This window comes from Sphingopyxis sp. USTB-05 (assembly GCF_023822045.1).
Classification (GTDB): Bacteria; Pseudomonadota; Alphaproteobacteria; order Sphingomonadales; family Sphingomonadaceae; genus Sphingopyxis.
In genome coordinates, this window is record NZ_CP084712.1 from 1,879,080 (window position 1) to 1,904,357 (window position 25,278).

At 63.2% G+C, this 25,278-nt stretch carries 25 protein-coding genes and 1 tRNA gene; 10 read left to right on the forward strand and 16 right to left on the reverse strand.

Features of this window, described 5'->3' with window-relative positions; all coding sequences use genetic code 11:
* Positions 1-2: 2 nt before the first annotated feature.
* Positions 3-1,343 (forward strand): GTPase HflX, encoded by a 1,341-nt coding sequence (hflX, locus tag KEC45_RS08475; protein ID WP_083435779.1) that lies wholly within the window; start codon positions 3-5, stop codon positions 1,341-1,343.
* Here hflX and mazG read toward each other — a convergent pair.
* The 10 genes from mazG to KEC45_RS08525 all read right to left on the reverse strand — a co-directional run bounded on the left by mazG (position 1,321) and on the right by KEC45_RS08525 (position 10,126).
* Complete coding sequence (gene mazG, locus KEC45_RS08480) at positions 1,321-2,094, reverse strand: nucleoside triphosphate pyrophosphohydrolase (protein ID WP_062180719.1); 774 nt, start codon at positions 2,092-2,094, stop codon at positions 1,321-1,323. The two genes, hflX and mazG, sit on opposite strands and share 23 nt — an antisense overlap.
* Positions 2,095-2,159: 65 nt before the next feature.
* Positions 2,160-2,336: a hypothetical protein gene (locus KEC45_RS08485; protein WP_252171930.1), complete on the reverse strand. Its 177-nt coding sequence runs from the start codon at positions 2,334-2,336 to the stop codon at positions 2,160-2,162.
* On the reverse strand, positions 2,333-3,097 hold the full coding sequence (locus tag KEC45_RS08490; RefSeq protein WP_062180716.1) for an MBL fold metallo-hydrolase: 765 nt from the start codon (positions 3,095-3,097) through the stop codon (positions 2,333-2,335). The genes KEC45_RS08485 and KEC45_RS08490 overlap by 4 nt, the downstream gene beginning before the upstream one ends.
* Positions 3,098-3,110: 13 nt before the next feature.
* Entirely contained in the window at positions 3,111-3,887 is a 777-nt protein-coding gene (locus KEC45_RS08495; RefSeq protein ID WP_062180713.1) for a TatD family hydrolase, read from the reverse strand.
* Entirely contained in the window at positions 3,888-5,477 is a 1,590-nt protein-coding gene (metG, locus tag KEC45_RS08500) for a methionine--tRNA ligase (protein WP_252171931.1), read from the reverse strand. It lies immediately after the preceding gene.
* 38 nt (positions 5,478-5,515) lie between these two features.
* Positions 5,516-6,505, reverse strand: a complete 990-nt coding sequence (locus KEC45_RS08505; RefSeq protein ID WP_252171932.1) for a DNA polymerase III subunit delta' — start codon at positions 6,503-6,505, stop codon at positions 5,516-5,518.
* Complete coding sequence (gene tmk / locus KEC45_RS08510; protein ID WP_062180704.1) at positions 6,493-7,116, reverse strand: dTMP kinase; 624 nt, start codon at positions 7,114-7,116, stop codon at positions 6,493-6,495. Before tmk ends, KEC45_RS08505 begins: the two co-directional genes overlap by 13 nt.
* Before the next feature lie 75 nt (positions 7,117-7,191).
* Complete coding sequence (locus KEC45_RS08515) at positions 7,192-8,100, reverse strand: D-alanyl-D-alanine carboxypeptidase family protein (RefSeq protein WP_193749148.1); 909 nt, start codon at positions 8,098-8,100, stop codon at positions 7,192-7,194.
* Between the two features lie 72 nt (positions 8,101-8,172).
* Positions 8,173-9,147: a septal ring lytic transglycosylase RlpA family protein gene (locus KEC45_RS08520; RefSeq protein ID WP_062180697.1), complete on the reverse strand. Its 975-nt coding sequence runs from the start codon at positions 9,145-9,147 to the stop codon at positions 8,173-8,175.
* Positions 9,131-10,126: a lytic transglycosylase domain-containing protein gene (locus tag KEC45_RS08525; protein ID WP_062183893.1), complete on the reverse strand. Its 996-nt coding sequence runs from the start codon at positions 10,124-10,126 to the stop codon at positions 9,131-9,133. The genes KEC45_RS08520 and KEC45_RS08525 overlap by 17 nt, the downstream gene beginning before the upstream one ends.
* A gap of 213 nt (positions 10,127-10,339) precedes the next feature.
* Here KEC45_RS08525 and KEC45_RS08530 point away from each other — a divergent pair.
* Positions 10,340-10,429: transfer RNA gene (locus tag KEC45_RS08530), tRNA-Ser, on the forward strand.
* On the opposite strand, the gene KEC45_RS08535 is transcribed toward KEC45_RS08530, so the two are convergent.
* Positions 10,430-11,515 carry a flavin reductase gene (locus tag KEC45_RS08535; protein WP_062180520.1) on the reverse strand — a complete coding sequence of 362 codons (1,086 nt, stop codon included), beginning with the start codon at positions 11,513-11,515 and terminating at the stop codon, positions 10,430-10,432. It abuts the tRNA gene before it with no gap.
* Positions 11,516-11,629: 114 nt separating this feature from the next.
* The gene (locus KEC45_RS08540) at positions 11,630-12,610 is read right to left on the reverse strand and encodes a nitronate monooxygenase family protein (protein ID WP_062180517.1); all 981 of its coding nucleotides are present in this window, start codon (positions 12,608-12,610) and stop codon (positions 11,630-11,632) included.
* Positions 12,611-12,731: 121 nt separating this feature from the next.
* Here KEC45_RS08540 and KEC45_RS08545 point away from each other — a divergent pair, with 121 nt between their 5' ends.
* From KEC45_RS08545 to KEC45_RS08570, 6 genes are all read left to right on the forward strand, one after another.
* Positions 12,732-13,910, forward strand: a complete 1,179-nt coding sequence (locus tag KEC45_RS08545; RefSeq protein ID WP_062180514.1) for an acyl-CoA dehydrogenase family protein — start codon at positions 12,732-12,734, stop codon at positions 13,908-13,910.
* Between the two features lie 108 nt (positions 13,911-14,018).
* On the forward strand, positions 14,019-15,113 hold the full coding sequence (locus KEC45_RS08550; RefSeq protein ID WP_252171933.1) for an acyl-CoA dehydrogenase family protein: 1,095 nt from the start codon (positions 14,019-14,021) through the stop codon (positions 15,111-15,113).
* Positions 15,110-16,315, forward strand: a complete 1,206-nt coding sequence (locus KEC45_RS08555) for an acyl-CoA dehydrogenase family protein (protein ID WP_062180500.1) — start codon at positions 15,110-15,112, stop codon at positions 16,313-16,315. Before KEC45_RS08550 ends, KEC45_RS08555 begins: the two co-directional genes overlap by 4 nt.
* An 11-nt stretch (positions 16,316-16,326) precedes the next feature.
* Entirely contained in the window at positions 16,327-17,109 is a 783-nt protein-coding gene (locus KEC45_RS08560) for an SDR family NAD(P)-dependent oxidoreductase (RefSeq protein WP_252171934.1), read from the forward strand.
* Positions 17,110-17,175: 66 nt separating this feature from the next.
* The gene (locus KEC45_RS08565) at positions 17,176-18,426 is read left to right on the forward strand and encodes an acetyl-CoA C-acetyltransferase (protein WP_062180494.1); all 1,251 of its coding nucleotides are present in this window, start codon (positions 17,176-17,178) and stop codon (positions 18,424-18,426) included.
* 16 nt (positions 18,427-18,442) lie between these two features.
* Positions 18,443-19,573, forward strand: coding sequence for a CaiB/BaiF CoA-transferase family protein (locus tag KEC45_RS08570; protein WP_062180492.1), 1,131 nt, complete (start codon positions 18,443-18,445; stop codon positions 19,571-19,573).
* A gap of 3 nt (positions 19,574-19,576) precedes the next feature.
* Here KEC45_RS08570 and KEC45_RS08575 read toward each other — a convergent pair whose 3' ends face one another.
* Positions 19,577-20,278, reverse strand: a complete 702-nt coding sequence (locus tag KEC45_RS08575) for an acyl-CoA dehydrogenase family protein (RefSeq protein WP_062180488.1) — start codon at positions 20,276-20,278, stop codon at positions 19,577-19,579.
* Positions 20,275-21,414, reverse strand: coding sequence for an acyl-CoA dehydrogenase family protein (locus tag KEC45_RS08580; protein ID WP_062180485.1), 1,140 nt, complete (start codon positions 21,412-21,414; stop codon positions 20,275-20,277). Before KEC45_RS08580 ends, KEC45_RS08575 begins: the two co-directional genes overlap by 4 nt.
* A gap of 51 nt (positions 21,415-21,465) precedes the next feature.
* Between KEC45_RS08580 and KEC45_RS08585 the strand changes: the two genes are divergently transcribed.
* Positions 21,466-22,269: a crotonase/enoyl-CoA hydratase family protein gene (locus KEC45_RS08585; RefSeq protein WP_062180482.1), complete on the forward strand. Its 804-nt coding sequence runs from the start codon at positions 21,466-21,468 to the stop codon at positions 22,267-22,269.
* Positions 22,270-22,271: 2 nt separating this feature from the next.
* Positions 22,272-23,051 carry a tyrosine-protein phosphatase gene (locus KEC45_RS08590; RefSeq protein ID WP_062183888.1) on the forward strand — a complete coding sequence of 260 codons (780 nt, stop codon included), beginning with the start codon at positions 22,272-22,274 and terminating at the stop codon, positions 23,049-23,051.
* Positions 23,052-23,143: 92 nt separating this feature from the next.
* Here the strand turns inward: KEC45_RS08590 and KEC45_RS08595 are convergent, their stop codons facing one another.
* Both KEC45_RS08595 and KEC45_RS08600 read right to left on the reverse strand, forming a co-directional pair.
* A complete protein-coding gene (locus tag KEC45_RS08595) occupies positions 23,144-24,478 on the reverse strand; it encodes an amidohydrolase family protein (RefSeq protein WP_062180479.1) in 1,335 nt (444 codons plus the stop codon).
* A gap of 73 nt (positions 24,479-24,551) precedes the next feature.
* Complete coding sequence (locus tag KEC45_RS08600; protein WP_062180475.1) at positions 24,552-25,172, reverse strand: phosphatase PAP2 family protein; 621 nt, start codon at positions 25,170-25,172, stop codon at positions 24,552-24,554.
* Between the last annotated feature and the right edge of the window lie 106 nt (positions 25,173-25,278).

Below are 25,278 nucleotides of genomic sequence, written 5' to 3' on the forward strand. Positions count from 1 at the left end.
CGATAATCGACAATGAAGACGAGGTAACGCGCGGCGCCGCCGCGCTTATCGTCGTGCCCGAATGGCATAGCCAGCGCCTCGCGCGGGACTTAGACGCGCGCGCCGAGGAGGCGAGGGGGCTTGCGCTTGCGATCGGGCTAGACGTCGTTGCGGTCCACACGCTCCGGTTACGGCAGACGCGCGCTGCGACGTTGTTGGGTGTCGGGCAAATCGAAGCGATCGCGCCCGACATCGCGGCAAAGGGTGTTCAACTGGTCGTCGTCGATGCGGCGCTCAGCCCGATCCAGCAGCGCAACCTTGAAACCGCATTCGGCACCAAGGTAATCGACCGGACGGGCCTGATCCTCGAAATTTTCGGCGAACGAGCCGCGACAGCCGAAGGGCGGTTACAGGTCGAACTCGCACATCTCGACTATCAGGCGGGGCGGCTGGTGCGCAGTTGGACCCACCTTGAGCGCCAGCGCGGTGGCTTTGGCTTCCTCGGCGGCCCCGGCGAAACACAGATTGAGGCTGACCGGCGGATGATCCGCAACCGGATGGCCCGCATCCGCCGCAGCCTCGAAGACGCGCGGCGCACGCGGCAGTTGCAGCGGTCGAAACGCCAGCGCGCGCCATGGCCCGTGGTTGCGCTCGTAGGCTACACCAATGCCGGGAAGTCCACCTTTTTCAATCGGTTGACGGGAAGTGACGTCATGGCGGAAGATATGCTTTTCGCCACGCTCGACCCAACGATGCGCGAAATCCGGCTCCCCGGAATCGACAAGGCGATCCTGTCGGACACCGTGGGTTTTGTCTCCGACCTGCCTACCGAACTGGTCGCGGCGTTCCGCGCGACGCTGGAGGAAGTCACAACCGCCGATCTGATCGTACACGTCCGCGACATTGTCCATCCCGACAGCGACGCCCAATATGACGATGTGCGCGCCATATTGGAATCGCTGGGTGTCAATGGACCACAGGACGACGGGGAGGGCGATGCGCCACCGGCGATCCAACAAATCGAAATCTGGAACAAGATCGACACGGCCGATGACGAAAGCCGCGCGGCTATCGAGGATATGGCAGCGCGTCGCCCCGATGTCGCCGTGATCTCCGCGGCAACGGGCGAGGGCGTCGAAGCTGCGCGGACACTGATGGCGTCACAATTGACTGCACTGCACAAGGTTCAGCGCATTTACCTGAGCTATAGCCAGGGTGAAGCGGCGGCGTGGCTTCATGCGCGAGGCGAAGTGCTGGCCGATGAGCCTGAGGCTGAAGGCCATATTCTCACCGTACGCCTCGATCCCGCCGACAGCGCACGCTTCGAACGGCTTTGGCCGACTACGGACGCTCCGACGCCTTAACGGCCAACCAATGGCTTTCCTGTACGTCGAGCGACAGGCCCGACAGGCTGCCGCCGGCGCGATCTTCCATGGCGGCAAAGCGCCGCGCGAACTTGCCATTGGCGTCGCGCAGAGCTCCTTCTGCGTCGACGCCAAGGTGTCGGGCATAGTTGACCACCGCTAACAACAGGTCGCCGATCTCCTCATGCTGCTCGGCCTCGCTGGTCGCAGCCGCGACCTCGGCGAGTTCCTCGACAATCTTGGCGCGCGGGCCTTCGATGTCGGGCCAATCGAACCCGACACGCGCCGCACGGTCTTGCAGCTTTTGTGCGCGAAGTAATGCGGGCAACGACTGCGCAACGCCGGCAAGCGCGCTTGCCGGACCGTCGGTGGCGCGTTCGGCCGCCTTGATCTGCTCCCACTGCTGGCGGACGTCGTCAGTCTTTCTGTCACCGAAGATATGAGGATGGCGGCGCTCCATCTTGTCGCTGATCGCGTTGGCGACATCGTCGAAACCGAACAAGCCGTTGTCGGTGGCAATCTGGCTGTGAAAAACCACCTGGAGCAACAGGTCGCCAAGCTCATCGCAGATGGCTACGGGATCGCCGCCGGCAATGGCGTCGGCGACCTCATAAGCTTCTTCGATCGTGTACGGTGCGATGGTCGAAAAATTCTGCGCCAGATCCCATTCACAGCCGCCGTCGGGATTGCGGAGCTGGCGCATGATCGCAAGCAGGCGATTGATGGGGGACTGGGCTACGGTTTCGGCCATGAAATTATCCGATAATATATATTATGTTAAATATAAGAATGTACGGGGAGAAAGTGCCCCTCTCGCTATGTTACAGCCTGCCATGTCCGGATAACCAGAAACACCAGTCCGAAAATCGCCACCCACGCCAGCGCCATCTTGATCCAGTCGGCCATCGGCAGCCGCCGCGCCAGCAGCGAACTGAGCACCAGCGTGAATGCGCCGGCAAACCACAGGATTTGAACAGTCGTGTCGCCGTTCATAGCTGCACCTCCAACCCGTCATATCCAGGCTCGACGCCTGGCGGCAATTCCGCCGCAAGGTCGTCATAATCCATCGTATTGTCCATATGCGTAATGATCGCGCGCGGATTGCCGACTTTGCCCAGACCCTCAAGCGTCATTGCCAAATGTGGGTGCGTTGGATGCGGATAACGGCGCAGCGCGTCGATGACGAAGAGGTCGACGCCTTGGAAAAATTCGACCATCTCATCAGTAAACTTAGAAAAATCAGTGGCATAGGCGATCTTGTGGGCGCCATCGCTAAAGATCAGGCCCGTAGCCTTGATCGGGCCGTGCGGCATTTCGATCGCGGATACTTCGATGGGGCCGATCGACTGATGATCGTGAAGATCGATTGGATCGACCGATGCCGGATAGCCGGCGTTGCCCGCAAAGGCATAGGTAAAACGCCATTTCAGGATGTCGAGTACATGATCGCGCGCATAGACCGGTACTGCGGAGCGCCGGAGATGCATGACTTGTCGAAGATCGTCGAGACCGTGCGTATGGTCGGCGTGCTCATGCGTCCAGATCACGGCATCGATCTCGCCGACGCCCGCGTCTAGCAGTTGCAACCGCATATCAGGACTGGTGTCGACGAGGATACGAAAACCGCCCAGCGAGACCATGATTGAGGCGCGGCTACGCAGGTTTCGGGGATTGTCGGGGTCACACGCACCCCAGTCGTTACCGATCCGCGGAACGCCCGAGGAGGTACCGCTGCCAAGGATCCTTAGCTTCATGAAGCGCGCGACGTCATGCTACCGCCTTATTGAAAAGCGAATAGAAATTGGCGCTCGTCGCCGATGCAAGCGCGTCGGGATCTTCGTCGCGAAGCGTTGACAGAAACGCGAGAGTATCGGCGACAAAAGCCGGCTCACCGGCCTTGCCGCGATGCGGGACGGGGGCAAGGAAGGGGGAATCGGTTTCGATCAGCAGCCGGTCCTGCGGCAGCCATTTGGCTGTCGACTGGAGATCGGCGGCGTTCTTGAACGTCACTATGCCCGAGATCGAGATAAAGAACCCAAGGTCGAGCGCCTGCCGCGCGAAATCATCACTGGCGGTGAAGCAGTGGATCACGCCTGGGAAGGTAGCCCTGTCCATCTCTTCGCCGAGCAAGGCCAGAGTATCAGCTTCGGCATCGCGCGTGTGAACGATGATCGGCAGGCCGGTTTGTTGCGACGCGTGAATATGACGGCGGAAGCTATCCTGCTGCCGCATGCGGTCGCTCTTGTCGTAATAGTAATCGAGCCCGGTTTCGCCGATCCCGATCACTCGCTGATGCCTCGCGCGTTCGACAAGCTTGGCGGTATCGACGTCGGGGTGGTGGTCCGCATCATGCGGATGGATGCCGACACTGGCCCAGACGTCGGCGTTCGCTTCGGCGACGGCAAGAACATCGTCCCATTCGCTTTCGCGCGTCGCGATGTTGAGCATGGCGGTGACGCCGCGCGCACGGGCGCGTTCGAGCACTTCATCCTGCTGTTCGGCGAGGCCCTTATAGTTGAGGTGGCAGTGCGAATCGACGAGCATTCAGGCCTCCCCTTCCCCCCCATTGTCCTCGGCTGGCAGTTCCAGGCGTGGGAAGATCGGTACGGGCTGACCGACCACAAAGCCGCTGGCAACGAGCTTCGCGAACCAGTCGTTGTCTGCCAGCGCGTCAAAATCGCGCGCGTCGTCGGCAATGCCCATCTGGTCGAGTAATGCGTCGGCGGCCGCCGGTACGACGGGCCGGATGGCGATCGCGAGCGTCCGCACCGCTTGAAACAAGGTCATCAGCACGGCGCGCATGCGTTCGGGGTCGGTTTTACGCAGCGCCCAGGGGGCCTGCGTATCGACATATTGGTTGCAGGCGAACACCGCGCGGATCCAGTCCTCGATACCTACCGAGAAAGCGAGTTGCTCGAATTCGCGCGGCAAGCGGATCGCCGCCATTTCGGCGAGATCTGTGAGCAGGTCGACGTCATCCTGCGCCGGTGAATAGTCGGCCGAAATCTTGCCGTCCAAATTCTTGAAAATCATCGACAAGCTGCGCTGTGCAAGATTTCCGAAGCTGTTCGCGAGGTCGGCGTTCGCGGTGCGCACGATCGCCTCGGCCGAATAAGTACCATCCTGTCCGAAGCTGACTTCGCGGAGCAGGTAATAGCGCAGCGCGTCGACGCCGAACTGATCGGCAAGCACCATAGGATCGACCACATTGCCGAGCGATTTCGACATTTTCTCGCCGCGGTTGAGCAGAAAGCCGTGGCCGAACACCTGTTTCGGCAGCGGCAGGTTCGCGCTCATCAGGAAGGCCGGCCAGTAAACCGTATGAAAACGAACGATATCTTTGCCGATCATATGGATATTCGCCGGCCAGAACTTGCTGAAATCACTGGCGGGGTTCGGGTAGCCCAATCCTGACAAATAGGTGGTCAGCGCGTCGACCCACACATACATCACGTGCCCCGGTGAACCCGGCACCGGCACGCCCCAGTCGAAGCTGGTGCGCGAGACGCTGAGGTCCTTGAGACCGCCTTCGACGAAGCGCATGACCTCGTTGCGACGGCTTTCGGGGCGGATGAAATCGGGTTGCTCGTTGTAGAGCGCGAGTAGTTTGTCCTGATATTTGGACAGACGGAAGAACCAGCTTTCCTCGACGGTCCATTCGACCGGCGTACCTTGCGGCGATAGGCGAACGCCCCCTTCCCCGTCGACCAGTTCGCTTTCGTCGTAAAAAGCCTCATCGCGGACCGAGTACCAGCCCTCATAACGGTCGAGATAGAGGTCGCCGTTCGCCTCCATCGCGCGCCAGATCGCCTGCGACGCTTCATGGTGAGCGGCATCCGACGTACGCATGAAATTGTCATAGCTGATATTCAGCCTGGCATACATCTCACGGAAATATCCCGACATTTCGTCGGCGAGATCGATCGTAGCGCGGCCTTGGTCACGCGCGGTCTGGAACATCTTAAGCCCATGTTCGTCGGTCCCGGTGATTAGCCGCACGTCGCGGCCGCGCGCGCGCTGGAAGCGGGCCATGACGTCGGTCGCGATTGCTTCATAAGCGTGACCGATATGCGGGCGGCCATTGGGGTAGCTGATCGCAGTGGTGATATAGAAGGGGTCTTTGTTTTCGGACATGCGCGCGCCTTAGCCGCTGGGGCGCGCGAGGGAAAGCGTCAGCGTGTCGTCTGCCCTGTCCTTGGCGCCAATTCGGCGAGGCAGTTACCTATTTCGAACCCCACCATCGCACCGTCGTAGGAACCTCGGATCGCATCACGGACCGTGCGCTGGACGCGGTCCCATTGGGCGAGAACGGGCGCGATCTCCGCAACCGGACGGTCGCGTGCGAGGCGCGCCAGCAGCCCCGGAACAATGTCGATCACCAGTTCGAGCCGGGCGCGATTGCTTGTCCCGCCAACTTCGCGAGCGAGCGCCTCACGCAACCGGTTCTCGGGATCGCCGCTCGCCGCAATCGCAAGCAGCTTTTTTTCCATCGCCGCGACATCGCTGTCGATCAGCGCGAGCGCCTTGCCCGGCACACCGCCCGAAGCGGCAACGATCGCGCGTACTTCGGCGATTTCGAGCATCGGGCGCAACTCGCCCAGCCACGCTGTCATGACGTCACGATCAACCGGCTGAAAACGTAGCATTCTGCAGCGCGACCTTATGGTCGGCAACAAGCGTCCAGGTGAATGGCTGACGAGCAGGAACAGCGTCTTTGCCGGCGGTTCCTCGAGCGTCTTTAGCAATGCGTTGGCGCCGTCGGTTTCCAGATCGTCGACCGCATCGACGATGATCACGCGCCACTCGCCGAGCGACAGAGACAGATGAAGGCGGCGGATCATCTGCCGCACCTGCTCGATCGTGATGTTGCGAGCGAGCTCCTTCGCCTTGTCCTTGGGCTGGCGTGCGAGACGGAGGATTTCGGGGTGGTTTCCGGCGTCGACAAGCCGGGCCGCGGCATCGTCGCCGTGGTCGTCGAGGGTCACCGATTGTCCGTCGCCGCCGCGTCCGTGGGTGACGAGAAAGCGTGCTACACGTTCGGCAAAGGCGCCCTTCCCCATCCCCTGCGGCCCGGCCAGAAGCCAGGCGTGGTGAAGACGTCCGCCTTGCCAGGCCTCGACAAAGGCCTTTTCGGCGTCCTGATGGCCGATCATGGCAGCCATTCCGCAAGCTCAGCGAGGATCGCCGCAGTCACCCGTTCAGCGGGAGCGTCGGCACCGACGATCCGCCAGCGAGCAGGCTCCGCCTCCGCCATTTCGACAAAACGTGCCGCGAGCCGCGCCTGATAGTCCGCAGGCTTATTGCCCATGCGGTCGCTGCCGCCACGTTCGGTCAGCCGCCGCGCCGCCTCGTCGGCACTGACGGTGAGCAGAAAGGTCCGGTCGGGCAACAAGCCCATCGAACCGAAGCCGTGAAGCGTCAGGAGGTCGGCGTCGGTGATGCCGCCGCCGCCGCCCTGATAGGCGCGGCTCGAATCGACGAAGCGGTCGCAGAGCACCCACGCGCCGCGATCAAGCGCCGGGCGGATCGTGCGTGCGACATGGTCGGCGCGCGCCGCGGCAAAAAGCAATGCCTCGCTCCGAGCGTCCCAGCGATCGTCGCTTCCCTCCATGAGCAGCGTGCGGATCGCTTCGGCGCCCATGCTACCGCCAGGTTCGCGCGTCGCGACTGTCTCGATACCAAGCGCCTCGAGCGCGGCAGCAAGTGCGCGAATTTGCGTCGATTTACCGACCCCTTCGCCGCCCTCAAGCGTTATAAAACGACCGCGCGTCATGTCGCTAACCCAAAGAGCTGGTGGATGGGATGCTGCCCGTGCATCGGTCGGCGGTAGCCCGCCTTGGGACCTTTGTCATCTGCGCGTAGCGGCTGCCCGGTCTTTCGACGCAGCGGAGCGCCGGTCCTGTACAGTTGTCCCGGCGCCGCCATCGGCAAAACCCCAGCTCATCAGCCGCTCGGCCTCGTCGCGGCGCGCTTTTTCGGTTGGCATGCCGGCAACAATCATGATCAGCCGACGCCCATCGCGCTTTGCCGAGCCGAGGAAACAATAGCCCGCCTCCGACGTATGTCCTGTCTTCAGGCCATCGGCCCCCGCGAAGCGGCCGAGGATCGGATTGCGGTTCGCCTGGATGATCGGTTTTCCTTCCGGCGAGGTGCCATGCCGGAACTTCGGAATCGAAAAATAGCGCGCATAGTCGCCCGGATGGTCGCGGATCAGCCGCTCGGCGAGCAGGACCATATCGCCTGCGCTGACTTTGGTCACTCCGCCGTCAGGCCAACCGCTCGGCGTTCCGAAATTACTCGACGACATACCAATTCGCGTCGCTATCCCATTCATTCTTTTGACGAAAGCGGCCTCGCTGCCGTCGATGCCGACCGCGAGAACCGCTGCGGCGTCGTTCCCCGAAACGGTGATCAATCCTTTGAGCAAATCGTCAACCGAGACCTTTTCGCCCGCGCTCAGAAACATGCTCGAACTGCGGCTCCGCGCGCTCCATGTCTTCCATGTCGCCTCTTCGACAGTCAGAAGCTTGTCGCGCGACAATTGGCCTCGTTTGACGAGGTCGAGGACGACATAGGCCGTCATCACCTTCGCCATAGACGCCGGAGCAAAGCGCTTGTCGGCGCCGCGGGAAAACAGCACTTTTCCCGTATCGAGATCCTTGAGCATCACGATCGGGGCCTGCGTAACATAGGCCGCAGGTGCCGCCGGCGCGCTCTTTGGGCGAACGTCTTCGGCTGCTGCCGCCGGAAGGTTCAAGATTAGCGCAAGCAGGCCCAGCGAGGCTGCGATGCCTCTCAAAACGGTGGTCGGCCTGCCCATACCTGCCCGTCAGCGATCGCGCTGGACGACCGCATCGCGGAAGCCCTTCGCCTTCACTTTGCCGAGCGCGCCGCGCGCTTCGGCGTCGCTCGCGAAAGGACCGACGCGCACACGCCACAGATTGCCTGCTTTCGTCACGTGGCCGCCGACCGATTTCGCCGCTGCGTCGGCGCGGCTTTCCACGCTGAAGGCGCCGACCTGCACCACAAACTTCCCGGCGACAGCGGGGGCTGGTTTAGTGGTAGGCTTGGGCGCCGCCTTGGTCGTTCCCGGACCTTCGACAACAAAGCGGTCGTCGCCGGGTTTGGCCTTGCCCGATGCGATCGGCGCAGCGGGCTGCGCGGTAACGGGTGCGGCAACAACCGCCGCTTTCGGAACGGGTAGCGCCTTTGCCTTGTTACGCAGAATTGCCAGCAGCGATTCGGGCGTCGCGATGCGTTCGGGAACGGGTTTGCCCGAGCGAAGCTGCGCGCGTTCGGCGACGGGCGGGTTAGTCCGACGCACCCGCACGGCGGAGAGGCCGTCGGTGAGCCCGAGTTGTTCGGCGGCGCCGCGTGAGAGGTCGATCAGCCGGTCGCCGACCATCGGCCCGCGATCGTTGACGCGCACCAGAATCGTCCGTCCGGTATCGAGCGCGGTGACCTCGACATAGCTCGGCAACGGCAGCGTCTTATGCGCCGCGCTGATTGCCGCAGGATCGAACGCCTCGCCATTGGCGGTCGGCTTTCCGGCCAATTCCTCGCCATACCAGCTTGCATAGCCGACATCATCATAGTCAGGGATGTCGGCGGGCGTATAGGTCACGCCGCCGATCGTGTATGGATCGCCGAGCTTTACCGGAACATCGACAACACCGTTTGCGGCCGTCGCCGGCGTCGGACTTGCCGTCGGGCCGCCTTCGCGCTTGCCATCCGTAATGCCACAGCCGGCGAGCATCAGCATCGCCCCGGCCATCAGGCCCCCGCCCTTAACGATCGATTTCATCCGCCAGCAACCCCACAGACAGTGCGTAAAAATTGGAACAATTATAGTCCAATATCGCGCGATAGTTACCGGTCAGCAAATAAGCGGTGCGACCGGGGCCGTCGGGTTCGAGCAGCGTCGCCTGTACATTGCCGTCGGGCCAGCGGCCGCCGACCGGTTGGATACCGTCGGCGCGCCATTCCGCCATCGAACGCCAGCGGCTGTGCCGGTCGAAAACGCGCGGACAGCGCGTGGGGGTCAGGCGATTGGCGACCGCGCTGCGGTTGAAACCCGCAGGTACGGTCACTGCGACGCCCCATGGCTGGCCTGCGCGCCAGCCAGCGCGGCGAAGGTAGGAACCGATCGATTCGATGGCGTCGGCCTCACTTGACCAGATACGCGCGACGCCGTCGCCGTCGCCGTCCTCTGCGACCTGTAGATAGACCGAGGGCAGGAACTGCGGATAGCCGAACGCGCCGGCCCAACTGCCCTTCAGCGCGCTGCGCGGCACGCCGCGCTCGACCATTACCATCGTCGCGATAAGCTCGGGTTCGAAGAGGCTGCGACGGCGGCCTTCATAGGCGAGCGTCGCAAGCGCTTCGGGCAAGTCGAAATTGCCCGTCACCTGTCCATAGGCGGTTTCATGGCCATAGATTGCGATCATAATGCTCGTCGGGACGCCCGTGCGCGCCTCGATGCGCGACAGCAGCGGCAGCAGCCGGTCGTGGACGCGGCGCCCGCCGCCAATGCGCGCGGCATCGACATGCTTCGCCTTATAGGGGGCGAATGACGGGATCGGGGTGTTCGGGCTCGGTGGGCTGCCGAGATTGTCGCGGTCGAGCGCAACGACGCGCGCGTTGTACGCGAGCCCTGCCGTCACGCGGTCGAAGGTGGTGCGCGAGACGCCGCGCGCCTGCGCCTTTGGCCACAGCGACTGAACATAGGCGTCGAAGCTGCCGTCGACGCCCTGCGCGTGAAGCGGGGCCGAGGCGGTGAGCATCCATGCCGACAGGAACGCCGTAGCAAATTTGAAAAGGCGTCCGATTCTGAAACGTATAGCGTGCATCATGTCCCCACCCATAGGACGGGTGTCGCACAGATGCGAGCGGCTTGGCTAGGTCGCGGCGGGATGAGCCGATTCATTCGCGCGATGGATCGAGCCCGCAAGGTTTCGCTTGCCGCTGGGCGCCCGCGCGCTATGGGGGCGGCGCAAGGACAGGTGGCCGAGTGGTTTAAGGCAGCGGTCTTGAAAACCGCCGTGGGTGCAAGCTCACCGTGGGTTCGAATCCCACCCTGTCCGCCATCAGCCGAAATGCAGGCGACGGTATTTTCCGCGAAAATAGAGCAAGGGGTCGCGATGCGGCTCGAACTGCGCGCGCACTACCCGACCGACGAGGATGAAATGGTCGCCCGCTTCGTGCAGCGATTCGTGCTGGCACTCGAACGAGACGAGCGAGCTGCCTAGCAGCGGCACGCCCGTCTGACCCGGGGCCCACGGCTGGCCTGCGAACCGGTCTTCGCCCTTTGCCGCAAAACGGTTCGATGTCGGCTGTTGGCCGATCTGCAGCACATTCACCCCAAAATGCGCGGCTTGGCGTAGCGCGGGCGCGGTTCCGGCGGTGTTGGCGATGCACACGAGCAGCAGCGGAGGATCGAGCGAGACCGACGTGAAACTGTTCGCGGTGAGTCCGACGGGGGCTCCTTCGGCATCGAGGGCGGTCACGATCGTGATGCCCGTGGCAAAGCAGCCCATTGCATCGCGCAGCGTGCGCGGATCGGATCCCGCCTTGAATTCCATCGCCTCGCGCGGCTGCCGACGTTCGAGGAACTCGAGAAGCTGTCCAAGCAGCGCTTCCCGGCGATCTGACGCCAGTTCAAGGTCGCAATCATTGATGTCGGCGCTCTGTCCGAGCGGCAACGCCGCGATGAAGGCATCGCTGTGAGCGCTGGCCTGCGCGGGAGAAAAGCCGCCGCGAACGACGAGGGTCGGCAGCGCGAGGCGCGCTGCGACGCCGCTTGCTCCGTCGCCGTCATCAGGGGGCATGTCGACGAGCACAAGGCCGGCGGCGAGATGCGCCCCATCATCAAGGCCGAGCGCGCGCGTTGCGATCCAACTGCCGCGTCCCGCCGCGACCACGACCGGCCGCGATCCCATCTGCGCAAGAACAGCGCGCAAATCCTCAATATGCGGCGCGAGATCGGCGCCATCCCGAAGGTCGAGATTGACGACGCGGCGCCCGGAAAGCACAAGAGCCTCGGCGACATCCCGCCAGCTTGCGCGGTCCTGCCCGATTTCGGGGACGAGGAGCACCGCTGGGTCATTTTCGTCGCCCAGCATGTCGGCCGCCAGAACAACGCCGCCGAAACCCTTGTATTCGATAAGGCTCAAAAATCCCCCTTGCCGCGCCGGCGGGCGGTTGCGCCGGCGGCATTCGATATGATCAGATCGTGATGAATCGGACCATATCGAAAGCGCGTGCGCTGCGCCAGCACGGCGGACGTGTCAGGCGCGCATCGACGCGAGCCGCCCGTCGACGATCGCGTCGGCATCGGCGATGATCCGGTCGATCAGTTCCTTACAGGTGGGGATGTCGTGGATAAGCCCCTGCACCATTCCGGCCCAGAAAACGCCTTTCGAAAGGTCGCCGGTCTCCAGCAACTCGCGGCCCGCCTTGCCGTTCACCAGTTCGGCGACGTCGGCAAAGGTCGCATCGGGGACAGCAAGGCGGCGCACAACCTCCTCGCTCACTTCGCTCTTTCCGACGCGCGCAGTGTTCTTAAGGCTGCGGAAGATCAGGAAGCTGCCGCGCTCGTCGTTGTCGATATAGGCCTGTTTCACATTCGCGTGGATCGGCGCCTCGACCGTCGCGCAGAAGCGCGTGCCCATGTTGATCCCTTCCGCACCCAAGGTAAGCGCAGCAACGAGACCACGCCCGTCGCCGAAGCCGCCCGAGGCAAGCATAGGAATCTTCACCTTGTCGGCAGCGGCGGGGATCAGGATCAGGCCGGGGATATCATCCTCGCCCGGGTGGCCCGCGCATTCGAAACCATCGATCGAAATGATGTCGCAGCCCGCGCGTTCGGCCGACAGCGCATGGCGGACCGCCGTGCATTTGTGGAGGATCGTGACGCCATGGGGCTTCAGCATTTCCCAAATCTCGCGCACGGCCTGTGTACCCGCGGTCTCGACAATCTTGACTCCGCCGTCAATGATAGCCTGAGCATAGGCCTTGTAATCGGGGGCATTGATCGTCGGAAAAACGGTCATATTCACGCCGAAAGGCTTGTCAGTCATCGCGCGGCAGCGCTCGATTTCGGCGCTGAGTGCGGCGGGGGTCGGCTGGGTCAGCGCGGTGATAATGCCCAGTCCGCCAGCATTCGACACGGCGCTGGCAAGTTCGGCATAGCCGACGCTCTGCATGCCGCCCTGGACGATCGGATGCTCGATACCCAGCATTTCGGTGATGCGTGTCTTGAAAGCCATCCTCTGTCCCTTCTCGGTTGTCCTGCCCCTACGGCATCTTCGCTTCGACCCATGAAATAACTTGACGCTTACGTCAACGTCGGGTTGAGCGATTATATAGATAGCGAAGGGAATCGGGATTATGACAAGCGAAGGTATATCGGATCGGGCACTGGCCATTGCCGCCAAGGTCGAAACCTTCGTTCGCGAAATTGTCGTTCCTTATGAAAAAGACCCGCGCCGCGACCACCACGGCGCGCCGACTGACGAACTTGTGATGGAAATGCGTGAGCATGCGCGTGCAGCAGGGGTGCTAACCCCGCACATCCTGGGCAACGGCGATCATCTGAACCAGCGCGAGACGGCGGTCGTTCTCATCAAGAGTGGCCTCTCCCCGCTCGGCCCGCTCGCTTGCAACACCATGGCACCCGATGAGGGCAATATGTACCTCCTTGGCAAGGAAGGCAGCCCCGAGCTCAAGGAACGGTTCCTGAAGCCGATGGTGGCCGGTGAAGTGCGCTCGGCCTTCTTCATGACCGAGCCTGCTGACGAAGGTGGCGCGGGGTCCGACCCGTCGATGATGAAGACGACCTGTCATCTTGATGGCAATCATTGGGTGGTGAACGGTCGAAAGACCTTCATCACCGGTGCAATGGGTGCGCGCGTCGGTATCGTGATGGCAAAGTCCGAGCAGGGCGCATGCATGTTCCTCGTCGACCTGCCCGATCCCGCAATTCGCATAGACGACGTGCCGAATACGATCGACAGTTCGATGCCCGGCGGCCATGCGACGCTGACCATCGACAATCTCCGCATCCCCGCCGACCAGATGCTTGGCGAGGCAGGCGAAGGCTTTCGTTATGCGCAGGTGCGCCTGTCCCCTGCCCGCCTGTCGCACTGCATGCGCTGGCTGGGCGCTTGCATCCGTGCGCACGAGATCGCGACCGACTACGCCAACCGCCGCGAGGCGTTCGGCAAGCCGTTGATCGACCATGAGGGCGTCGGCTTCATGCTCGCCGAAAATATGATCGACCTTAAACAGGCCGAGTTGATGATCGACTGGTGCGCGGGGGTGCTCGACACCGGATCGCTTGGCACGGTTGAAAGCTCGATGGCGAAGGTCGCGGTGTCGGAAGCTTTGATGCGCATCGCCGACCGCTGCGTCCAGGTAATGGGCGGGACCGGCGTGACCGACAAGACGATCGTCGAGCAAGTGTTTCGCGAGGTCCGCGCCTTTCGCATCTACGACGGCCCCACCGAAGTCCACAAATGGAGCCTCGCGAAGAAGATCCGCCGCGACTGGAAGTCTGGGCTCGCCTGACACGCTCGTCAGTTGCGGCGTGAAAAGCGTAGCGTCAAAGTGCTTGACGTTTACGTCAACGTCCGGTTCATTGGCCGCAACGAGATAATGGGAAGGACGGGTGCAGGCATGACCATCCTCTACGACGAAGGCCAGCAGGCGATCGCGACCGAGTCGCGGCGCGTATTGGAGGCGCGGATCAACAAAGACGCACTGTTGCCACTCCTCGAAACCGTCGGCGAATATCATCGCCCCTTCTGGGACACTGCAAAGGAACAGGGCTGGACCGCGCTTGCACTTCCTGAAGCCGAGGGCGGCCTGGGCCTCGGGCTGATCGAATTGGGCCTGATCGCGCACCAGGCCGGGCGCAGCATCAGCGGCGCGCCGTTTCTGACTGCAGGTTTCGGCGTAGCCAAGGCGATCGAGCTTTTCGGGTCCGATGCGCAAAAGGCGCGCTGGCTACCCGGATTGGCGAGCGGCGAAACCATCGGCGCTATCGCCTTTGCGGCGGGTCCCGACGCCCTTCCCGCCCGTCCCGATGTGACCTTTACCGGCGACCGGCTCGACGGCACCGTACGCAGTGTTTCTGCGGGACTCGTCGCGGATATCGCCATCGTTTTTGCGAACGGGCCGGGTATGCCGGTGCTCGCGCTGGTCGAACTCGCCGGAGCAAAGCGCTCCGCCGTCCCCAGCTTCGACAATAGCCGCCTGATTGCCGATATCGGCTTTTCGGGCGTGCCAGCAGAAACGCTCGCCGTCGGCAGCGCCGCGCGCGACGCAGCGCTTCATATCCTGGCTTTACAAGCCGTCGTCACCGCGCACGAGCAGACCGGCGGCGCCGAGGCGCTCATGGAGATTGCACGCGATTATGCGCTGACACGCAAGGCATTCGGCCAGCCGATCGGCGCTTTCCAGTCGGTGAAGCATCGCATCGCCGAACTCTACGGCCTTGTCGAACTGGCCCGCGCGAACTGCATTCATGCCGCAGCCCGCGAAGGAGCCGCCGATTTCATCACCGCTGCCGCGGCCGCGCGCCTGTCGGCGACCGAGGCCTATGACACCGCAGCGCGCGATTGCATCCAGATCCATGGCGGCATCGGCGTTACGTGGGAAATCGGGCTGCATCTCCATATGCGCCGGGCGCGCAGCCTCGCCATCGAACAGGGTAGCAGCCTGTTCTGGGAGGACGTCCTCGTCGACCAGCTAGCGGGAGAAGGTGCATGAGCGATCTTGAAGCCTATCGCGCCAAGGCCGCGGCCTGGCTCCAGTCGATGGCGCCGACATTTGGCCGCGAGGCGCGCAAGGGCCTGTCCGAGGCCGACGATCTGGCCCTCGGCCGCCAGTATCAGAAAGCGAAGTTCGACGCGGGTTATGCCGGGATCAACTGGCCAACCGAATATGGCGGCCAAGGGCTCAGCCATCTTGAAAAGGTGACTTTCGACGCCGAGGAAATGAAGCACGGCTTCCCGAGTTTCTATTTCGGCATCTCGCTCGGCATGCCCGTACCCGTGCTGATGCAGTTCGGCAGCGACAAGGAGTTCGTGAAGGAGCGCGTCCTCAAGGCGTTGCAGGGCGAAGAAATCTGGTGCCAGCTTTTTTCCGAGCCGTCCGGCGGATCGGACCTCGCGGGCCTGCGCACCAAAGCCGAGCCTGACGGCAACGGGTGGAAGATTAACGGCCAGAAGGTGTGGACGAGCTGGGCGCATTATAGCGACTACGGCGTCATTGTTGTGCGTACCGACCCGACCGTCGCGAAGCACAAGGGCCTCACCTATTTCTGGGTCGACATGAAGGCGCCGGGCGTGACGGTTCGCCCGATCAAGCTTGCGGGCGGCGATAGCCATGTCAACGAAGTCTTCTTCGACGATGTGAAGATCACCGACGACCATCGTATGTCGCCGGTCGGTGGCGGCTTCGCGGTCGCCATCGCGACGCTGATGATCGAACGCTATGTCGCGACCGACAGCGCGGGATTCGGTCCGCATCTCGACCTGTTCGTCGAACTGGCTAAGGATGTTCAGTTCAATGGCCGCCCGGCGATCGAGGATGGCCGGATCCGGCAACAGATCGCGCGCAACTATGCGATGCGCTCGGGGCTCGATTCGATCAATGTGCGCGCGCGGCTGATGATGCAGGCGGGGATGATGCCGGGTCCCGAGGGCTCGCTCAACAAGCTGGTCGCGGTCCGCTCGCGCCAGAAACTGTCCGAACTCGCGCTCGATCTGCAAGGCAGCAACGCCTTCTTTTTCGACGAACATGCCTCGCAAAAGGAAGATTGGGCGGCGAGCTGGATCAACGCCCCGACGGGCCGCATCGCGGGTGGGTCGGACGAAACATTGCTCAATACGATCGCCGAGAAGGTGCTCGGCCTGCCGCAGGATCATCGCCCGGACAAGGGCATCCCCTTCAACCAGATTCCCGCCTGAGGAGCCTCGCCATGAAGATTGATTCCACCATCGCAGCGGTTGTCACCGGCGGCGCCTCGGGACTTGGCCGGGCCACCGCCGAAGCGCTGGCCGCGTCGGGCGTGAAGGTCGCGATCTTTGACATCAACGATGCGCTTGGCGAAGAGGTCGCGGCATCGATCGGCGGACTGTTCGTCCATGTCGATATCACCGACGAGCAATCGGTGCTCGATGGTTATGCCAAGGCACGCGCGGCGCATGGACAGGAGCGCGTCTGTGTCCATTGCGCGATGACCTCGCGCCGCGGCAAGACGCTTGCCTATGACAAGGAAACGGGCGGCTATCGCCGTACACCGACCGCCGACTACGCCTTTGGCGTCGAAGGCATATTGACCGCGAGTTATCGTGTCGCGTCGATCGCAGCTGAGGGCATGGCGGCGCTTCCCGAAATGGAAGATGGCGAACGCGGCGCAATTGTACTGACCGCCTCGGTCGCGGCGCAGGATGGCCAGATCGGTCAGGTCATCTATGGCTCGGCGAAAGCCGGCGTGAACGGCCTTGTCCTGCCGATGGCGCGCGACCTGATGGACCTTGGCATCCGCGTCAATTCGATCATGCCGGGCGTGTTCGGTACGCCGCTTCTCAATAATATGAACCCGAAGGTGAAGGAGAGCCTTGAGGCCTCGGTCCCCTTCCCCAAGCGTCTCGGCAAGGCCGAGGAATATGCGAGCCTGGCGATGGAGATGGTTCGCAACACCTATTTCAACGGGCAGGCAGTGCGCCTCGATGGCGCGATAAGGATGGCCCCCCGCTAACCCCCCGCCAAATCTCTTTTCAATCGACCGACGACCCTCAAAGCTCTCCACGAAAGGATATCCACCATGGCCGAGGCCTATATCATCGACGCCGTTCGCACCCCTCGTGGGGTGGGCAAGCCCGGCAAGGGTGCGTTGTCGCACCTTCACCCGCAGCATCTCGCCGCAACGGTTCTCGCCGCGATCCGCGACCGGAACAATCTCGACACCGCTACCGTCGACGACATCGTCTGGTCGACGTCGAGCCAGAACGGCAAGCAGGGCGGCGACCTTGGCCGCATGGCAGCGCTGTCGGCAGGCTATGACACCAAGGCCAGCGGCACGACGCTCGACCGTTTCTGTGGTGGCGGGATCAGTTCGGTGAACTTTGCCGCCGCAAGCGTGATGAGCGGCATGGAAGATTGCGTGATCGCCGGTGGAACCGAGATGATGAGTTATACGACTGCCCACGCGGCCGAACAGGCGAACGCGGGCCTGCCGCCGCGCCTGATGGGATCGGGCCACGAGGCGCTCGACGAACTTCACCCGCAGTCGCATCAGGGCGTATGCGGCGATGCGATCGCGACGATCGAAGGCATCAGCCGGGAAGACCTCGATGCGCTCGCCCTCGTCAGCCAGCAGCGCGCCGACCGCGCAATCAAGGAAGGCCGCTTTGCTAAGTCGGTTGTGCCGGTACTCAATCCGGACGGCAGCGTGGCACTCGACCATGAAGAATTCCCGCGGCCCGAAACGACGGCGGAGGGGCTTGCCTCGCTGAAGCCCGCGTTCACCGGCCTTGCCGATTTCGACCTTGGCGGCGGCTTTACTTTCCGCAAGCAGATCAATCGCCGTTATCCCGATGTCGAAATCCAGCATTTCCATCACGCCGGCAATTCGTCGGGCGTTGTCGACGGCGCCGCAGCGCTGCTGCTGACGTCGAAGGATTATGCCGACAAGCATGGCCTGAAACCGCGCGCCCGCGTCGTCGCCTATGCCAATATCGGCGACGACCCGACGCTGATGCTCAACGCACCGGTTCCGGCGGCGAAGAAGGTGCTCGAAAAAGCCGGGCTGAAGAAGGAAGACATCGACGTCTGGGAGATCAACGAAGCGTTTTCGGTTGTCGCCGAGAAGTTCATCCGCGACCTCGACCTTGACCGCGAAAAGGTGAATATCAACGGCGGCGCGATGGCGCTGGGGCATCCGATCGGTGCGACCGGCTCGATCCTGATCGGCACCGCACTCGACGAACTCGAAAGGTCGGGCGGCCGCTATGGCCTCGTCACCATGTGCGCCGCCGGCGGCATGGCGCCCGCGATCATCATCGAACGTATCTGAGGAACAGGAGAGCATCATGACCGGTCCGCTGAAGGGCATCAGGATTATCGAATTTGCCGGCATCGGTCCCGGCCCCTTCTGCGGCATGATGCTCGCCGACCATGGCGCCGAGGTGATCCGTATCGATCGCCCCGGCGGCTTCATGGACCCGCGCGATCCGCTGAGCCGCAACCGCACCTCGATCGTGCTCGACATGAAGAACCCAGAAGCGGTTGAGGTTGCGCGCGATCTTTGCAAAAGCGCCGACGGGATCATCGAAGGCTATCGGCCGGGCGTGATGGAGCGGCTGGGCCTTGGCCCCGAGGTATTGCTCGCGGACAATCCGAAGCTCGTTTACGGCCGCATGACCGGTTGGGGGCAGTTCGGTCCCTATGCGCAGGCGGCGGGCCACGACATCAATTATATCTCTCTGTCGGGCGTGCTCCACGGCATCGGGCGTGCGGGTGAAAAGCCCGTTCCGCCCGCCAATTATGTCGGTGATTTCGGCGGCGGGGGGATGATGTTGGCGTTCGGCATGTCGAGCGCGCTCGTCCACGCAGCGCGCACCGGCGAAGGACAGGTAATCGATTGCGCGATGACCGATGGCTCGGCGCTGCTCGCTGGCATGAGCTGGTGGTTCCATGCCGCCGGGCGGCTGCAAGACCAGGCGGGCGTCAACATGCTCGACGGCGGCGCGCATTTCTATGACAGCTATGCCTGCGCCGACGGCAAGTTCATCTCGATCGGATCGATCGAACCGCAATTTTATGCGCTTCTGCGTGAGAAGACCGGCCTCACCGATGACCCCGATTTCGATGCACAGATGGATCCCGCGCAATGGGGTCCGCTGAAGCACAAGTTGACCGCGCTGTTCGCCACGAAGACGCGCGATGAATGGTGTGCGATCATGGAAATGACCGACGTCTGCTTTGCCCCGATCCTGTCGCTTGGCGAAGCACCTCAGCATCCGCACAATGTCGAGCGCGAGACGTTCCTAACGGTCGGGGGTGCAGTCCAGCCTGCGCCCGCGCCGCGCTATTCGGCCACGGTCAACGATACCCCGCGTCCTGCACCGACGGTAGGTGCCGATGGCGAAGCGGTGTTGGCAGGTCTTGGCTATGAAGCCGCAACGATAGCGGCGCTGCGCGAGGGCGGCGCGGTTCGCTGACGCTCAGGCGCCGCGCGCAGTCATCGCTTCCCAGAGGCCGCGCCCGCCGAGGCCGCTAACCTGGCGGCCGAGGCGCTGCGCCCAATAGGCGTCGTTGCCGTGGGCGCTACGCCAGCGCATGAGCGGGATCGTCACGCGGTGGAGGTCATATTCCTCTGTAAAGCCGATCGCGCCATGAACTTGATGTGCGACGGCCGTGACGACGCCGACTGCGCGATTGGCGCGTAGTTTGGCTGCCGCAATCTCAAGGTCGGCGGCGGCGACGTCGAGTTGTACCGCGTCCAGCCGCGCAGCGAGCGCCGCCACCGCGGCCTCGACCGCGCGCACCTCGCACGCCATCACGGCGAGCGACTGTTGCACCGCCTGGAATTTGCCGAGCGCGCGGCCGAATTGCTGACGGGTGTTCACATGCTCGATCGAGAGCGCGAGAGCCTGCCCCATCGCGCCGGCCATCAAGCTAACCGTCGCCGCGGGTTGGAGCGCTTCACCCGCAACCAGCTCGGCGACCGGAAGATCGGGCGCCAGCACGCCGGCGATCTGCAGCACTGCATTTGCATCGCCCCAATCGCCGCCAAAACCGCCCTGCTCTTCCGGTATCAGCAACAGCCCGAAACCCGCTTCCTCGATCGGCGCGATGCCTGCGGTCACCGCTTCGCCAAATACCGCACGCGCGGTATCGCAGAGCATGTCGCGCCCTGCGCTCATCTGAGGCCCAATCCGCGTGCGATGATTCCGCGGATCACCTCACGCGTTCCGCCGCGCAGCGAGAAGCTGGGCGAGGCAATGAGCAACGCACGAAGCAGTTTGGCGAGATCATCTTCATCATCCCATCCGCAGTCGACGATCGCCTGGACACGGCGCGGCATATCCTGTTCGAAGGCATTGCCCAGTTCCTTGACCACCGACGCCTCGACCATCGGATCCTCGCCCGCCGCAAGCTTGGCCGCGGTCGACATGGAGAGTTGACGCAGCGTCCACATCTCGGCGGTCAATTCGCCGATCAACCCGGCAATCGCTGGCGCTGGGGCGGGGCCAGCTGAATCGATCAATGCAACAAACAGCGCGTGGCTCGACAGATAGCGTTCGGGGCCCGAACGTTCGAGCCCGAGTTCGGCGGTGACTTGTTTCCATCCCTGTCCGGGCTCACCGACAAGGGCGCCGTGCGGGACGAGCACATCGTCGAAGAAGACTTCATTGAAGTCGTGATGGCCGGCCATGTCGATGATCGGGCGGATCGTGATTCCCGGCGTGTCGAGGTCGATCAGCAGTTGGCTCAACCCCGCGTTACGCTCGCTGCCTTCTTCTGTGCGAACGAGCGCAAGCATGATGTGCGAGAAATGCGCGCCGGTGGTCCATATCTTCTGACCGTTGATGCGCCAGCCTTCCGCCGTTTCGCGTGCCGATGTGCGCACGGCCGCAAGGTCGGACCCGGCCCCCGGCTCGGACAGTCCGATACAGGCGTAAAGCTCACCCTTGGCGATGCCTGGCAGGTGACGCTGGCGCTGCTCCTCGCTGCCGTAACGCAGGATAAGCGGTCCGGTCTGCCGGTCCGCGATCCAGTGCGCGCCGACGGGCGCCCCCGCCGCGAGCAATTCCTCGATCACCACATAGCGTTCGAGCGGATGACGGTCGCCGCCGCCATAGCGCCCCGGCAATGTCATCCCGATATAGCCAGCGGCGCCGAGCAGGCGGCTGAAGTCAGGGTCGAAACTCGCCCAGCAATTCGCCCGCGCGACCACGTCGTCCTGCGGCTGATTTGCCGCAAGCCATCTCCGTAAATCGGCGCGCAGTGCGACAATGTCGCCGGGCGGATCAAAAGGATAGAGCGCAAAGCCTTGCATGTCGCACCAGCCATGCAATAGCTTTGGTTAGGCAGCAAAGGATAATTGAAGATGGGCGAATTTTTGAGTGTCGAGCGGCGGGGCAAGATCGCGATCCTGACGATGATCAAACCCGAAAGCATGAACGCGATCGGCACGCATGAGGATTGCCAGGACATCATCGACACGCTCCGCACCCTTGGCGATGACCGGGGCGTCAGTGCGATCATCCTGACCGGCAGCGGTAAGGCATTCAGCGCCGGCGGGAACCTGAAAGGCATGCAGGACCGGACCGGCATCGGCGTACTGGACCAGCCCGATTCCACCCGCGCCAATTACCGCAAGGGTGTGCAGGCGGTTATCCGCGCGCTGATGGATTGCGAGGTGCCGATGATCGCCGCGGTCAACGGCCATGCGATCGGGCTCGGCGCCGATCTCGCCTGCACCTGCGACATTCGCATCGCCGCCGAAAGCGCGAAATTCGCGTGCAGTTTTATCAAGGTCGGGATCGTCCCCGGCGACGGCGGGGCATGGCTCCTGCAAAAGATACTCGGATATCCGCGTGCCGCCGAACTGTTCCTGACCGGCGACCGCTTTGACGCGCAGCAGGCAAAGGAATATGGTCTGGTCACGGACGTCGTGCCCGATGCGGAACTGCTCGACCGTGCAATCGCCATTGCCGAGCGGATCGTCTGCAACCCGCCCCGCGCGCTGCGCCTGACGAAACGTCTGCTCCGCGAGGCGCAGCACAGCCGGATGAGCGATATTTTGGAACTGAGCGCAGCCTATCAGGCGATCGTCCACGAAACCGCGGATAACCGCGAGGCGATCAATGCCTTCGTCGAAAAGCGTCCCCCGGTGTTTACAGGAGAATGATGATGATTGCCGAACGCGTCCTGCCGCTGTCCGGCGTCCATAATTTCCGCGACTATGGCGGCTATTCCGTCGAAGGTGGCGGACGGCTGCGCGACGGGACGCTGTGGCGTTCGGCGCACCATGAGGCGGCGACCGACGACGATCTTGATGCGCTCGACGCGTTGGGGCTGGAGACGGTGATCGACCTGCGCGGCGACGATGAGCGCGAATTGCATCCGTGCCGGCGGTCGGAGACTTTTTCGGCGCGTGTGCTATTCGCGGGCGGGATCACGGCGGGCCTCGCGCCGCATCTGCAGGCGGCGGGCGGGACGATCGATGTCGAGACGGCGCGCGAACGTATGATCGATACATATGCCGGCATGCCCTATCGTCCCGCGCTTGTCGCGACGCTGCGGCTCTATCTGTCCGCACTCGCCGAATATGATGCGCCCAGCCTTGTTCACTGCGTCGCGGGCAAGGACCGCACCGGATTTGCCGTCGCGATCGTTCACCGACTGCTCGGGGTCCATGACGACGATCTGATGCAGGATTATCTTCTCACCAACACGGCAGGCAAGATCGAGGAACGCATTGCACAGGGCGCGGCGCATATCCGTTCGCGCTACGGCGCCGAAATCCATGACGACGCGATCCGCGCGTTGATGTCGGTCAACCCCGCCTATCTTGAAGCCGCACTCGCGACAGTCCGGCGCGATCATGGCGATATCCCGACCTATGCCGAGGCCGTTCTGAATTTCACCCCTAACATGCGCGACGCATTGGTCGACCGGTTGGTGGTCTGAACAATCCGTCGTCCCTGCGAAGGCGGGGTCCGTTGTCGGCATCGCGCTAGGTTGCCAGCGGTTCCCGCCTTCGCGGGGGGCGGGGCCGATACTTATTCCCCCCTGACGAGTACCCCGCCTTTCACTACCGCGTCGACGCTTTCGAGCTGACGCACATCGGTGAGCGGATCGCCGTCGACCGCGACGATATCGGCATAACGACCGACTGCGATTGCGCCGACATCCTTTTCGCGGCCGAGTGCCTCGGCGGCATTCTTGGTCGCGGCCTGGATCGCCTGCAGCGGAGTCATTCCATATTCCACCATGACGCGGAACTGTTTGCCGACGTCGCCGTGCGGCATCACGCCCGCGTCCGAACCGAAGACCATGCGCACGCCAGCCTTTACGGCCTTGCGGAAATTGTCGCGCTGGATCTGGGCAACTTCGCGGTCCTTGCGAAGATTATCCTCCAGCACGCCGTTCTTTGCGCCTTCGGCCTGCGTATATTCGGTGTTGTAGATGTCCATCGAGAACCACACCGGCTGCTTGCGTGCAACAGCCATGCGAATGCCCTCGTCATCGACGAGGCTGACATGCTCGATCGTATCGATCCCGGCAGCAATAGCAGCCCGGATGCCCGATGCGCCGTGCGCATGCGCGGCAACGCGGAGACCCCATTGATGCGCTTCGTCGGCGATCGCGGCGAGTTCCCTTTCGGATACCTGGAGCTGCCCCGGTTCGGTGTTCCGCGAAAAGACGCCGCCGGTCGCGCAGACCTTGATCACTTCCGCACCATATTTGCGCTGGCGGCGCACCTGATAGCGCAGTTCCTCGGGCGTATCGCCGATCCCCTCTTCCTTGCCGTCCTTCTTTTCGAGGCTGGGCGGAAGGAAAGTGCTGTCGCAATGGCCTCCGGTGGCGCCGAGCGCATAGCCCGCAGGCACGATACGCGGACCCGTCGCATAGCCGGCATCGATCGCCTGCTTTAGGCCGATGTCGTTGCGGTCGCTCGAACCGACGTTACGCACCGTTGTGAACCCTGCGCCGAGCATGTCATTGGCGTTCTTGACCGCGGTCATGCCCCAGAAGCTGTCGGTAAATTCGAGCCCGCGATAACCGCCGATGTCGGCGGGACCGTCGAGGTGAACGTGCATGTCGATCAGGCCAGGCAGCAATGTCTTGTCGCCTAGGTCGACATGTTTGACATTCGCACCCCAACGAACCGTGCGCGCATCGGCGATGTTCGTGATGCGGCCATCGGCGCCGACGAAGATCGCGGGATATTCAACCGTCTTGCCGCTCAGCACATCGATGTAGCGAGCGGCGGTGATGACGGTTTGTCCGGCGCCGTCCTGTGCCTTTGCGGGGGTGATCGAGGCGATGAAAAGCGCCGTCGACCCCAAAGCGATTCCCCGCAGAAAACTGCCGAACTTCATTCGCGATTGCATGTTGTACCTGCCTGTTGTTGGTGCCCACGAACTGGATGGCAAAACAGGACTTAATAGGACAGCAGAAAATGCGTCAGGCTGAATTCTGCTGCCTTGCCACCCACCACGCACCGAGCAGCGCGAAGGCGGTGCCGAGCATCGTGCCGCCAACGATGTCGCTCGCCCAATGGACGCCGAGCATGATCCGCGAGAAGCCGTTGAGGATGATCATCGCCGCGGCGAGCGTCCACGCATAGGGGCGCCAGCGCGGCGGTGCGAGCCAGGCGAGGAGGAGGTAGACGACAGCGGCGCTTGTCGCATGGCCGCTGGGGTAGGAGTAGCTCGTCTGATGGTCGAGGTGATCGATCAGATCCGGGCGAGCGCGGCCGAAGCCGAGTTTGAGCAGGCTCGACGCAAGGTTCGACAGCAGCGAGGCTCCACCGAGTGCGACAGCGCAGCGTGGGCCGCACCAGTGCCAGACAAGCCCGCAGAGCAGGATCACGATGACCCAGCGCGGTGTGCCGCCGCCGATCCAACTCGCGCCTTGCATGAAGGCGATGAAGGCAGGGCTGCTTTCGTCAACGCGGATCGCGAGGCTATGCGAGATTTGCCAATCGGCGGCCTCGGTCCAGCCCGCTCCGACCGCGAAGCCGAGAAGGACGAGGGCGAGGAGGAGCGCCGCCGCTATGGCTGGAAAGCTTGAACGTCGAAGCAAGAAAATCCTCCCTGTGGCACAATCATGGGGAGGTGGCGGTCCCGCAGGGGCCGACGGAGGGGCCCCTCCACCACTCGCCAGCGGCGAGCGGTCCCCCTCCCCATCG